A 12,858-nucleotide genomic window follows, 5' to 3' on the forward strand; every position below is an offset into this window, starting at 1 on the left:
CTAATTTGAGAGCCTCTATTATACTTCTCATCGCTACTACCAATTCATTCCTATGCCACCAGGAGAGTAAGGAGCTGGAGGACGTATATGGACGTCTGGTTCAAGTTGATGGAAAGAACATGTGTATAGATATAGCGGGTAGCGGGGATCAGGTAGTTGTGCTCTTAAGCGGTTGGGGTTCCCTGTCTCCTGTCCTTGATCTGCGACCACTTGCTGCAAACTTAGATGATAAGTACACGGTGATAACAGTAGAACACTTTGGATATGGGCTTAGCGATGACACCAACAGTGATCGAAGTGTGGAGAACATTACATACGAATTGCACAGAGCCCTTAAGGAAATTGGCTATAATAATTACACTCTGATGGCACACTCCACATCAGGATTGTACGGATTATACTATGCGAATATGTATCCTAATGAGGTAAAATTCTTTGTCGGAATAGACACCAGTGTAGCGAATGAAGACGACCTGGAAGCATTCATGCAGGAAAGTCTAAGTTATGGAAATACGCTTCGTACATTGAATAATCTTGGAATAATCAGACTTCTCTCTGTAATTGATCCTTCAAGTATAATACCTGAGGTATCTGGGTATCAGCGTTCAGAGTAAGAACAGGAACTTCTGCGAAAGATGTACCTGAACAGACTGCTATCTCAGAACGCTATGAACGAAATGGAAATGTTGGAAGAAAATTGCAACAAGCTCTCAGGTATGAAATTCCCAAATAATGTCCCTGTCCTCTTTTTCATATCCTCAGAAAACGTGGAAACAACACCAGGTTGGAAAGAGAAACACGTAGAGCAGTTCGGCAACAATGGGAAAAACAAACTGATAGTGCTCAATGGATCACACTACCTGTATAATGAGTATGCCCCAAAGATATGTAATACATTTAAAGAATGGGATTCTGCAGAACAGGTTGATCGGAGTTAAGGACAGTATATGAACTAGGACAACATCTGCACCTTTTCCGAAAACGGAAGAGCGTACTCACATCGACTTGAACTTGTTACTATAATTAGAGGAGGACCCGAACAACAGATACAGGATTTGTTGGTTATAAGATGCCTGCTTTGGGATATGAATCGTTGGACTATTACAAGCACAAAACTTAGTATACAGAGTTTAATGAAATAACGAACAATACTGGAATTGTGGGTAAATCAAAAAGGTAAAAACCTGTGATAAAAAGGCTGTATAAAAGGCCCTTAAATTTAGAGAGCCTTTTTGCAGTTCAGGAAATAAGACCTTAATTCAGGAGGAGAGTCCAGACGATAAGGAAGAAATCAACGACTATAAACTCTACGTAGAACCAGTCCTTGAATTTGAACTCTTTTGTATTGATCTTGATTTGAGGATAGAGAAACTTCTGTATGTAATACGTAAGCCCGATGACGATTGTAAGTACAGCATACCAGATCCGATCTTCTCCGGCTCCGTACAGGTGGAAACACAAAATTCCTGCTATTGTGCCAAGTAATGCGGCTACTACTGTCTTTACAACTCCGTCCCTATGCTCCTTTTGTTTTTCCTCAGGCGTCCTTTCCTTGATAAAAGTCTTCTTCTCTGGAGTCTCAATCTTTGCTGCAGGAACTGCTGAAGTAGCCTCTGCTATTTTTGCAGGTTCCTTTCTGGACTTTGACTTCGGATTTTGCTTACTCAACCTGTATACTCTCCTGAACGGCAATTAACATTCCTGGGATGTAGTCGTAGTCAGAATCTAATCTCGGTTAAAAAATTAGACCTGAGTTCTAAGATTTTAATTTGCAGATAAGATATTGATTGTACATAAGATTTTAATTTGCGGATAAGACTTTGATTTGTACATAAGACTTTGATTTGCAGATTTTTTGCGGATAATATATTGATTTATACATAAGATTTTGATTTGCAGATTTGAGATCTCAGATTAAAATCATTGTATTTAAATTATTAGAATCAAATTATATATCAGGTAATTATAATTTTTTGCTGAAATAAGATTCTTGAATTACAATACGGACTTAAATCCTTGGAGTTAGTTTTTGATACAAGGTTCTCGAAATTGAATTGTTAAGATTAATATTAAGACTGGATTTCACAGCTTTAAATAAATTCATTACTTAAAACATTACCGATCTGATCTATAGATATCGAATCAATTCCTATCGAATTTAAATGTTTTGAAAATTTTGAAGGTCTATTCCCTCCTGGGTGATAGACTAGAGTGACTTCAGGAGAAAGTTTTCTGACCATATCTTCAAGCCCGCAAGCATCAAGATGGTCACTTATCCTGATTGTCGGGTAAGGATAATCCATGCGGCAACTTAAAACGTATTTTTTCATGTTCCAGGGCAACTTGTCAAGGTTCCAGGGAGGAACTATGAAAACCCCGTTGCCTTCTCCAGAATCAAGCCCTGCCAGTTCCCCGGCATCCTCAAGCATGCTGCGGGTAAGAGCCCTTGTCCTCGCCTCCATACAGATGACGCCGTCGTATCCAAAGCTTCTTATAAGTTCGACTGCACGCTGAGTCTTTCCAAATTCATATGCTCCAAAAGCTACAGGCCCTTTTTTGAAAAGTGCAGATTTCATGCCCTCAAGGTCATCTGCAAAATGGCAGGAGGGGTCAGCAGGGTCGCCGTAGTTAGCTTCAGTGATAAGGACATCACAGGGAGGAAGGCTACTTGCATCTTTGACGTCGCCTGTAACCAGAATCCTTGTCCCTACATCGTTTTCCCAGTAAAAAGCACTCGCGCCTACGGTATGTTCCGTAGGAAAGGTCTTTACCTTTGTTCCTTTGATGTCAATTTCATCCCCAAGCCTGCACATGCTGCCCGCATATTTTCTGTCGTGCCTGATTTCAAGTGCCATCGCGGTTTTTTCCGTACAAACGGCATTGGGGGATAGCATAGCCGATTTTCCGTTGTGGTCGGAATGGGCATGGGTGATCAGATAAGCATCGGGCTGGGGGCGCTTTCCAACCGTCCTGGTAGTATCAATGGAAAAGGTGCGCAAGTCCCCGGCTTTATCCCTGAACCGAAGAGAGATATGCGGTTTAAATGTCCCGCGAGAATTACGCTGCCTGAGCGCCAGAACACCAAGATCAATTAGTTTTTTAGAAATCACGCAAATCCTTGAGGAAATAATACTTAAGGTATTTAAGGTTAGGGAAAAAATGTAAATTGGTGACGTACTGGTCTTTAAAAATAAGAGAGTGTATAAAAACTTGTTTCCCATTTAGTGTTGACAGCAACTTCCACAGCAACTCTGGGAGTCCCAATTACTCCACAGATTCTAAATCTCTTAAATAAGTAACAAAAGAAGTTAATAAATAAGAAATCCTCTTAAAAAGCGGATTTCAATTATGTTTTCAGGGTTTCCTACTTTCTCTAGGCATAAGCCTTCTCTAGTAGAAGATTTAAGCCGGAGATCAGATCGCGAGAACGCGAAAGTTCAACGCCTTTGCGGTTCAATCTCCAGTGAAACGCCTTGTAGCGTATTTTATCCAGTTCAAATTCAGGCTGTGGATTCCTTAGTTATAATATAAGCGACCATTTCAGGGTTAAGCATATTTTCTCTTGAAATCTTCGCTTCAATATCCTCAGTGGACATACCTTCGGATCTCATTTCCTTTATTTTTTCAGTCACTGAGGTCGGAATCGTGTAATACTCGTTTATATCTTTTCTGTGGCCCCAGACGTCGCCTTCAATGAGTTGGATTCTCTGCATCTCAAGGAACATTTCTATGGATTTTGAAACTGTAGCCATATAGGATTTTGGCAACTGAATTACCTCAATTTTTGGGCAGGTCTCAACCAGACCCAAAACGTCCTTGTTCGATGGCCTGAAAGCCAGGTGAACAATGCGCTCATTTGGGTTAAGTGTAAAGATTTCTTCTCTTGAGCTAACCACTCGGATCTTCATGTTTTTCTCATCTCACCTTAAATTTTTTTACGTTTTTACATTGATAGTATTAGGATATACTGACTATAAATATTTATCCCATTAAACTAACATTATTTAGATAGTATATGAGATTTTCGATTCAAAAAACATTTCTTTAATCAAAATTTTCTAGTTTACTCATATAATTATTTGATGTGAACTTATCCAATTATTGTTACCCTTTTAGAATTTCATAGTTTTTTGGCCAGGAATCTCAGTGACTCACTTTCCGCAGCAAAGTTTTGTATATACATAGTTGTTCTGCTACTGTTTTTAGGTATTAGATGAATTTACTGGTTTTTTATGAAGAAGTTAAAAATAGCTACATTGTTTAATTTAAAAACCAGAAAAACAGCATTAAATCCCATCAATTTTCCATTCAGATTTTATATTATTATAATAAGTTTTAAAAACGTTATAAATATATTAAATTTAAAATAAATATTGAAGAATACAGGCAATAAGACTTTTTCCATTTCAAAGATACAGAAAAAGTCAAATAAACAGATAAAAACGGATATGGAAAAAGATAGCCCCAGGTTTCTGGAACCTCGGGCGGTCTTGTCAGAAAAACTGAGGGTCAGAGGATCTTATCGAGTTCCGATGCCAGTACACTACCCTGGGTAACCCCCATGAAGCGCTTTACTTCAGCCCCATCTTTCTGGATAATCAGCGTTGGGACAGCATGTATGCCGTATTTGGAAGCCATTTCCTGGTTTTCATCCACATCGACAACTTTGAACTCAACTTTATCCCCGTACTTTTTCTCAAGCTCTTCAAGAATTGGTTTTTGCATCCTGCAAGGTCCACACCATGTTGCGGAAAAGTCCAATAACATTGGTTTCATAAAATCACCTTTATATTTTGAAATGTCTGAGAATTTCTCCATTTTTATTTAATCCATTCCGGGAAGCATACAGAAGAGTCGTACACACACTGTCTCAAGGGCCTGTACGACAAAGCTGCCGGAAACCCAATCCTGACGATAGGCGACATGAAAGCTGGATTTACCAAATACAGGGTCGGGACTCAATAATTGTATATTATCTTCGATGATGTGAAATAATTTTTCATATATTAAATTATTTCTTCCTGCTTCATCCTTTTCTCTACCGAGAATAAATCCACAGGATCTACCCTGGAATCTCCAGGTAAATTATTTCCATATCGAAGTGCAATAGTCTTATATTGCTCGCTGCATTTATATTTCTATCGTGTATAATTCCACAAAAAGGATTGAGATCGATACTATCCATTGAAACTAAATTGGATAGAATTGAAATAATCGCAAATATTATATTATTTTATACTATTCTGATAATGGTTTGAAAGTGCTAGTTTGTAAGTGTTTTTTTCCATACCAGAGGGCTCTATATTCCAGTCAGAAGATAAAGCTGCTCACAAAACATCATTTATTGCTTGCGCAAGTTTGTAGTTTTTTGGATTCGATTCATAATACTTCGTTTTTGTAGCCGGTCTAGTTGGGCAGAAACTAAAATCGGTAGTTTGCCAAACGTAAGTAAATCTATTCTATCATCAAAGGTTTACCAATTTTTTAAAATTATTGATAATAAGAAAGAATTATTCTATTGTTATTATATAAAATATAATTATATTTATGTTTATGCCCATGTAAGTTGAGGTCGAATATTTTCACTCAAATAAAAGGGAAAAAAATTAATCATTTCGAAAAATAGCTGGCGTGGGTGTATTACAGGATTGAGGAGGCTAAAGTTGAATTTGATCAGATGGTTGCATTCTGATCTTAATAAGTTCATCTTCTCCAGTATGCAGCGCAAGTGCTAAAAACGTAGAAAGGAAATCGTAAAACTATGGAGGCAAATATAATGGGAGGATATCCATTCTTTAAACACAGGTTCGATGGCCGTGGCGGTTGTGGTGGTTATGGCGGCTGTGGTGGTTATGGCGGCTGTGGCGGCTATGGGGGATTTGGCGGCTGTGGCTTTGGTGGCCGGTTTGGTGGCCGGTTTGGTTGTGACGACAGATTTAAAGGTCGTCGATGCGGGCACCGAAGGTACTGTTAAGGGATCATGACTGTAGCTGTCAATAATGACGCCGAGTGTGAAATAATTAGTGTGAAATAATTATGAAATAATTATTGAGTATGAAAGGAAAAAGCATAATAACCATCTTTTCACGGCGTGATGAATAAGTCACCGAAACTTGTTTTTCTTGAACAGATGACTACTAATTTTTCTTTTTTGGGATATACTTATTATTAGAAAGCTATTGCAGGCTCTCCAATGTAAATTCCTGAAGGAATGAGATCTGTACTTTGTACTACGTTTATTAGTTTTACGTAATAATTCCTGTACAAAGATCAGATAACTCTAAAAAACTTTCAGTTTATTGAAGAGTACTTAAAAAGAAAAAATTCCCTATTATCAGGGAACCCATTAAGGAATCATACATTTTTCTCGCAGTTTTTATCCTTGGGCCTACCTTTTATTATGTTGCCGAAGTACATACAGCCTTCCATTGGGATCGTTGGCATATCAGGTGACTCATTTATCATGTTTACAGGAGCACCACGGATAAGCACGCACGGCACACTTTCCCCGGCTTCTCCCATAAGGAGTTCGGCGGCCGAGACAAGGTTATCTGCTACAGCCTTGTATGTAATACGGAGAGGCCTTCCGTAGATATCGTCAGTTCCCCGCGCATCTTCCACAGGTACAAAGCCTGAAACTCCAAGTGCAATTCCCGAGCAGCCAAGCCTGAGAGGCTGGGTCCTGCTGTCTCCTATAATTACCCCTAACTTGCATGAGTAACGCTTCTCAAGCCGGCTCCTGATAATCTCGGAACTTTTTCGTGGGTCTTCCGGGAGCAGGACTACATTGCCTTCAGGGGCATTGGAAGCGTCGATCCCTGCATTCGGAGCCAGAACACCTTTTGTAATTGTAAGGGCAGCTCCGGGCACACCCCCAAAAATCTCATCGCATTCCTGAAGCACGAGTTCCATTTCCCTGGGATCGATCCCGTACTGTTCCCCAAGCACCTTTGCCTTTTCGCCCGGAGTCACGCTTGCAAGCCTGACGATTCTTCTTTCCGCAGTACCAACTGCAGATTCTGCAAGTACGAAAATATCCCCGTCAATGGGGACAAGCCCTGCTTCCTCCAGAGCCTTATCTAAAATCTTTACGATATCATCCCCTTCCCTTATAATAGGGGTCTTAATCCCAAACATCTGGATGGAAGTATTTTCTGAACTCATACTCTGCTGCCTTTAGAAGTTAATGACTAGATTGGTTTGCTGAATCTAAAATAAATGCAAAATCAAATCGTAAAATGCCGGAAGATATTGATAAATGTATCCGACGGCTCCCAAAAAGATGTAAGAAGGTATTCTCAAAGATGTAAAAAGATATTCTAAAAATGTGAAGAAGTATTCAAAAAGATGTGAGATAATGTTCAGAGGATGAGAAGATAATGTCCAAAAGATGAGAAGATATCCAGATAAAGTGCTCGATAAGAATAAAAGCCCGAGGGAAATACAGGAAGTAAAAAACCTTATCGCTAAAAAAGAGTTTTCCGGGATAGAAAGAGTGATTTTTGCCTATCAAAAAATTATTTCCCGGAAATTCCAGCCATAGAAAGTAGTCTCGCGGTATTTTTATGAGAGCCTATAGGCATAATATGAACCCCTCTTGAGAGTTTCATAAGCTCCTTTATAGTCTCTGAAGCTATTGAAAGACCTTCTTCGACAGGATCAGGTGCATCTTTTATACGAAGCATAATTTCTTCAGGCACATGAATTCCTGAAATATTCTTGTTCATGAATTCAGCCATACCCAGAGATTTTAGAGGAATCAAGCCTGCAATTACGGGCACTTCAAGGTGGCCTATAGCTTCCGTAAACTCCTCAAACATGCCTACATCATAGACTGCCTGAGTCTGGATAAAGTCAGCTCCACACCTGACTTTTTTTTCAAGCTTTATGAGTTGCAAAGGTTTTTCAGGGTCTATACCAGAAACCGCACCTGTACAGAAAGAGGTCCCTCCGTTTAGCTGGTTTCCTGCAAAATTAATGCCTGAGTCAAGCTTTCTTATAAGTTGCAGGAGCTGTACTGAATCAAGATCGTATACAGGTTTTGAACCTGGGTGATCTCCACAAGAAGGAAAATCTCCTGTCATCACACAGATGTTTCTGATACCCAGAGCATACGCTCCGAGAAGATCAGACTGAAGTCCTATCCTGTTCCTGTCCCGGCAGGTGAGCTGCATAATAGGCTCGTGCCCATCATCAAGCAGAAGCTTGCTAAAAGCTAGAGAGCTCATGTGCATAATTGAGCACTGATTGTCCGTAACATTTATAGCATCTGCAATACCTTTGAGCTGGCGAGCATCTTCTAGGGAAACTGAGAATTTTGTGCCCTTAGGAGGGGAGACTTCAGCAGTAACCAGAAATTTGCTGGAATTCAGTTTTTCACGAAAATTAAAGAGCATTGGGTAGAATATTAGGAATGAAATTATTTAAAACCATGCTCCTGGATAGTGCATCAGTCGGTTAATATTATTTCCAAAACCTTTAATCTGTATCATCCCAGGGTTAATATTATTTCCAAAACCTTTAATCCGTATCATCCCGTTTTTGCATAGTCCAGTGAGGTTTGCAGTTCAGTGAGATTATTGCAGATATGAATTAATGCCCAAATATATGCATTTTAAGCACCGGTAAAAAATCTGATTAAAATATTAAATAAAAACTGTAAATGAGTTTAGTCAACTCTATGCTCCTGAGGGGCATGAACTGTGTAAAGGAGATCAAGCCTATTGATTTTTTTCAACCTATTATAAATCAAAGTCCATACACAGTCGTTCTCTCTGTTGACTTCACACATCCCGTCAATAGCTCCTCCACAGGGCCCGTTTAGAAGTCCTTTTGGGCACCGTGATTTGGGACAGATCCCTCCGAATTCACCAATTGTGCATTTTCCACACATCGCACACTGGTCTAAAAGCAGCTTGCCTTCGCTTGAACCTCCCAGAGAAAGCGTATCATTTGAGCCGAACACAGGCACCTCCGTAACACCGGCAACCGTTGAAACTCCACTACCGCAGCCCATAACCAGAATACAGCGTGCCTCAGTTATTTTTTCATTTTTCTGGACCAGGGAGTCAAAAGACCGGACGCTGCAGGCTGCTGTGGGGAGAGCCCAGCCTACTACATGCTTTCCGTTTTTCTCAAGCTGCCTGATCATCTCAAGCACTTCGGGTTCTCCACCGGTCTTCAGTTTTGCAGCGCAGACATTGCATCCGATAATAAATATGTCATCTTCGTCCTGTAACAGGGCCAGGATTTCTTCAAGGGGTTTTGCTGAAGTTATAATCATAACTACCTCAAATATCGATATTCCAGATCGCTCCGCTTTGCAATGCATTCGCGGATCATTTCGGCAATAAGTGGTAGGGAGCGCGCCTGCCCTTCAAGTTTCCTGGCAAGGCGTCCAAGCTGAAGCAGAGTGCCCATTACAAGCACATCAGTCATCTCTGTTTCGTGGGAAACTGCATTCCTTGTCAAGGCTGCATCCCCTCCTCGGGAAAGTATCTCCTGTTTTATTATCAAAGCCTCTGTGGTCGTAAGATTACGAATTTTCAGCATAAGATGGATACTTTTATTCTGCATTATCTTTGAGCCTGTTGTGGTAACTCCAAGTTTTCGCATTGCAATGGCTGCATCCTGTGGTGTCTTTACCTCGACCACAGAGACCTCATAATTGCCCTCTTTTACTATACTTGGCCTGCTCCTTATAGCTCCTGAAAACTTTACAACATCAACGGTCTCAGGTACATCATGCGTACGGACGATATGGGCACCTTTGTAGACTGCAATAGATGTTGCAGCCAGGCTGCCATAGAGCCTTTCAGTTGCAGGTTTTCCAAGTACGTCTCCTATGAAAGATTTTCTTGAGAGAGCTGCTAACAACGGTTTTTCAAAAATTTTAAGGCGCTCAAAATCATCAAGAGTTTCAAAGTCATAGATGGGAAGTTTTTCTTCGATCCATCTGCCAGATGCAGGGTCAAGTATAAGTTTTTCCGGATTTATGCCGCCTGCTTCAGCGGCCTGTATAATAGAATCAAGAGATTCGATAATAGCATCCATTCCGAGGGGATCACCCGGTACTTTATTTGAGGCCATGACAACAGCAGGACATCCATAATCTGCCACTACTTCAATCATTCTGGGGTCTGCTGTAAAACCGGAAACATCATTTATGATATCAGCTCCCCTTTTGAGAGCTTCTTCTGCGATTTCAGAAAACATTGTATCTACGGAAATCACAGCATCCACATTGCCTTCCAGTGCTTCTAGAACTGGCAAAATACGTTCAAGTTCCTGTTTCCTGCTAATAGGCTCGGCGTGTAACCAGGTTGAACGGGCTCCAATGTCCAGAAAGGTTGCTCCTTCCTCAACCATTTTTTGAGCTGTCTCAAGCGCGGAATCCGGGCTTACAACCGAATCTCCGTAAAAGGACTCAGGACTAAAGTTAATAATACCCATAACATGTGCAGGGTATTGATCTCCTATTTTTATACCACATATTTCAGTATCAACAACCATTTTTGACAACCAGGATCTATAAGTTTCAATTAAAATAACGCTAGCTAACGCTTAATAGACATTGGTAAATAGATACTAAGGAAGCCGGCTTTACAGAGCTATCTCTCTGTCGGAAATTTCAACGATATGTCTTTAAATCGCGAAAATAGAGTTTATTCCGCTTTTACTACATTCCGTGAAAAATCTTTATATTCCGTCCGCAGAGGCTTCCAAACAGGGAGAGTTTGTTTATCGATTATTATCAGGATTTGACAAATAATCACTATAATCATATATTAATTAATACATATAAACTGATTTTATCAGGTATACTTGTTTAAGGCATGTTTAAGACGCGTTAAAGCAGGTTTCAAGCCTTTCTGTAAGCCCTATTTTGCCGACTGAACACTATTTTAGTAATTAAATTATAAATTTAAACTCAATAATTATTTTGATTATTGTTGGCAGTAAACGTCATTGTGATATTATAAGCTTCAATAATACATAAAAATATTGATGTGTAAGAGTAATCTGGTACAATTAGGAAAGCAGTGTTGTATGTTAAGTGAACTACCACTCCCTGAATCCTTCGCCTCACGGCTCAGTTTCGAGGAAGAAGGCTTTTTGGTTCATTCCTTTTTCTTTTGAGAATAAGTCCCAAACCCTTCCCAGCGTTCCGCAGGTGTCAGATAAATATATGATTTAGATTTAGATTTTGATCTGGATTTTGATCTTGAAATAAGAATTTCTTGATATTGATTGCAGCATTAACGTCCTTATCATGTTTTGTTTTACAATTAGAGCATTCCCATTCTCTAGCATAAAGAGTCAGATTAGAGTTATAATATCCACAAACGTTACAAAGTTTAGAAGATGATTCAAATCTTCATAGAAGGATAACTTTAACTTCTCCAATATATTCATTATTTGTAGATAATTCTGTTTTAACTGATTACAAACCAGAAAGGAATCCATGCGTCTTCGGTTAAGTGAAAAATCGTGATAAATTGTCTTCGGTTCCATAACAGTTGTCAAATATTCCAATAAATTGTGGGGTGGGACATGATATCAATTTCGTGTAGAGGACAAAATTGATGAGTATACAAGAAAATTATTTAAATAAAGTAGTATAACTTATTTTATTGACTCTTTAGTTAAGTTTTGGGTCGGGGGATCTTTATGAAAATAAGAGTTATCAGTTCAAGAAATGAAATTCTGTCACTGAATCCAAATGAAAAGGTCGTTCACTTTGCATTCAGGCCATCAAATAAAGATATTTTTCTGCTTGTTGAGACCTGTCCGAAACTGGAGGTAATCCAGCTTCCAAAATCATACATAAGGACAGTTTCAAGAGCTATAGAGATGTTTCTGGAAATGCAAAAGGTTCAGTTCATTGAAGGAGATGTATGGGGACACAGGAAAGACATTAATGAGTATTATACTGTCCCCTCATCCATAATATCAAAAATAAGAAGCATGAAAGCTGAAGGCATTCCCAGTGAAAAAATTGCGGAAAAAGTAGCGCATGAAAGCAAACTTGGTCCTGGAATGGTTTCTTACATTCTGAACAAAAAAGATTTGGAATAAAAACGAGTCTCTGCCCGAGTTCCGCAAGCCTTTCTTAAAAACTGCTTGCTTGCAAGTCTTTTTAGGAAGGGTTTGACCGAAAAACCCCTCGTAAAGGCGTGATCAACCGAATCAACGGTTGTAGCACAACCTTTTTCAAAAAAGGCTTGTCTGCAAATATTTTCAAAAAAGATTTGATCGAAAACACGGTAACGTTTGAGTTTGAGGATCTTATCCCCAAACCCTATCTGCGTGATCAACCGGCGCAACGGTTGCGGCACAACAGTTGTGCTCAATAGGACTAGCTCAAGTTCAGATTGACATGACATATTCTCAAACAAGACTATATATAATCTACGGCACAAAAATTTAAAATTAAAGCTGGTTTTTCTTTGCATTTCGAGTTTTCAAGAAAAGTTTTTACTATATATACTTATGTAGGCAAATTTAATCTCTAGTCTGACTACCAATTTCTTATTATTGTTAACTATTCTTGAGGAATAAATAAGGTCGCATCCCTGCCTTTTCAAAGGCGGGTTAGACCGTCAACTTCAACAGAACTACAAATTTAAAATTTTTATATTTTAAAAGATTAAAACAATTTTATTCAGGCGCATACACAATAACAGTAAGTTCCCATCCTTCGAACTCTTTAATTGATTACACCAGTATAGACAGAGTTGGATAATTTATAGATAAATAAGTCTATATTTATTGGTTATTAACTTAAATAAAACTTTTATATATTAATATTGAATAATATTTTCTGTTATACTTATTTTTGAATATTGGTTAAGACAT

At 39.1% G+C, this 12,858-nt stretch carries 13 protein-coding genes and 1 pseudogene; 4 read left to right on the top strand and 10 right to left on the bottom strand.

The genetic code is table 11. The features are described 5' to 3' along the window. Together A9239_RS01340 and A9239_RS01345 are read left to right on the top strand one after the other, a co-directional pair. A partial coding sequence (locus A9239_RS01340; protein WP_141706329.1) for an alpha/beta fold hydrolase occupies positions 1-614 on the top strand: 614 nt, incomplete at its 5' end. 54 nt (positions 615-668) lie between these two features. Beyond that, positions 669-938 carry a hypothetical protein gene (locus A9239_RS01345; RefSeq protein WP_141706330.1) on the top strand — a complete coding sequence of 90 codons (270 nt, stop codon included), beginning with the start codon at positions 669-671 and terminating at the stop codon, positions 936-938. Positions 939-1,254: 316 nt separating this feature from the next. Here the strand turns inward: A9239_RS01345 and A9239_RS01350 are convergent, their stop codons facing one another. From A9239_RS01350 to trxA, 4 genes are all read right to left on the bottom strand, one after another. Further along, complete coding sequence (locus tag A9239_RS01350) at positions 1,255-1,668, bottom strand: hypothetical protein (RefSeq protein ID WP_230629217.1); 414 nt, start codon at positions 1,666-1,668, stop codon at positions 1,255-1,257. 422 nt (positions 1,669-2,090) lie between these two features. Then, a complete protein-coding gene (locus tag A9239_RS01355) occupies positions 2,091-3,110 on the bottom strand; it encodes an MBL fold metallo-hydrolase (RefSeq protein WP_048118584.1) in 1,020 nt (339 codons plus the stop codon). Positions 3,111-3,500: 390 nt separating this feature from the next. Next, complete coding sequence (locus tag A9239_RS01360; protein ID WP_048118581.1) at positions 3,501-3,908, bottom strand: DUF1699 family protein; 408 nt, start codon at positions 3,906-3,908, stop codon at positions 3,501-3,503. A 601-nt stretch (positions 3,909-4,509) separates the two neighbouring features. Next, a complete protein-coding gene (trxA, locus tag A9239_RS01365) occupies positions 4,510-4,776 on the bottom strand; it encodes a thioredoxin (protein ID WP_048122991.1) in 267 nt (88 codons plus the stop codon). Between the two features lie 1,034 nt (positions 4,777-5,810). On the opposite strand from trxA, the gene A9239_RS17900 reads away from it, so the two are divergent. Further along, positions 5,811-5,984 (top strand): hypothetical protein, encoded by a 174-nt coding sequence (locus A9239_RS17900; protein ID WP_162488869.1) that lies wholly within the window; start codon positions 5,811-5,813, stop codon positions 5,982-5,984. A 370-nt stretch (positions 5,985-6,354) separates the two neighbouring features. Here the strand turns inward: A9239_RS17900 and cofE are convergent, their stop codons facing one another. The 5 genes and pseudogenes from cofE to A9239_RS17905 all read right to left on the bottom strand — a co-directional run. Beyond that, positions 6,355-7,164: a coenzyme F420-0:L-glutamate ligase gene (cofE, locus tag A9239_RS01370; protein WP_048118578.1), complete on the bottom strand. Its 810-nt coding sequence runs from the start codon at positions 7,162-7,164 to the stop codon at positions 6,355-6,357. A 353-nt stretch (positions 7,165-7,517) separates the two neighbouring features. Next, positions 7,518-8,396, bottom strand: coding sequence for a methylenetetrahydrofolate reductase (locus tag A9239_RS01375; protein WP_048118575.1), 879 nt, complete (start codon positions 8,394-8,396; stop codon positions 7,518-7,520). Positions 8,397-8,668: 272 nt separating this feature from the next. After that, entirely contained in the window at positions 8,669-9,283 is a 615-nt protein-coding gene (locus A9239_RS01380; RefSeq protein WP_048118573.1) for a methylenetetrahydrofolate reductase C-terminal domain-containing protein, read from the bottom strand. 2 nt (positions 9,284-9,285) lie between these two features. Then, positions 9,286-10,512, bottom strand: a complete 1,227-nt coding sequence (folP, locus tag A9239_RS01385; protein ID WP_048118569.1) for a dihydropteroate synthase — start codon at positions 10,510-10,512, stop codon at positions 9,286-9,288. A 664-nt stretch (positions 10,513-11,176) separates the two neighbouring features. Next, positions 11,177-11,377, bottom strand: a pseudogene (locus A9239_RS17905) (zinc ribbon domain-containing protein); the annotation flags it as partial. A gap of 293 nt (positions 11,378-11,670) precedes the next feature. Between A9239_RS17905 and A9239_RS01390 the strand changes: the two are divergent. Then, entirely contained in the window at positions 11,671-12,078 is a 408-nt protein-coding gene (locus A9239_RS01390) for a DUF1699 family protein (RefSeq protein ID WP_048118568.1), read from the top strand. Here A9239_RS01390 and A9239_RS01395 read toward each other — a convergent pair. Continuing rightward, complete coding sequence (locus A9239_RS01395; RefSeq protein ID WP_141706331.1) at positions 12,048-12,386, bottom strand: hypothetical protein; 339 nt, start codon at positions 12,384-12,386, stop codon at positions 12,048-12,050. The genes A9239_RS01390 and A9239_RS01395 overlap by 31 nt on opposite strands. Positions 12,387-12,858 lie beyond the last annotated feature (472 nt).

Source organism: Methanosarcina sp. A14 (assembly GCF_001729375.1).
Taxonomy (GTDB): Archaea; Halobacteriota; Methanosarcinia; order Methanosarcinales; family Methanosarcinaceae; genus Methanosarcina; species Methanosarcina barkeri.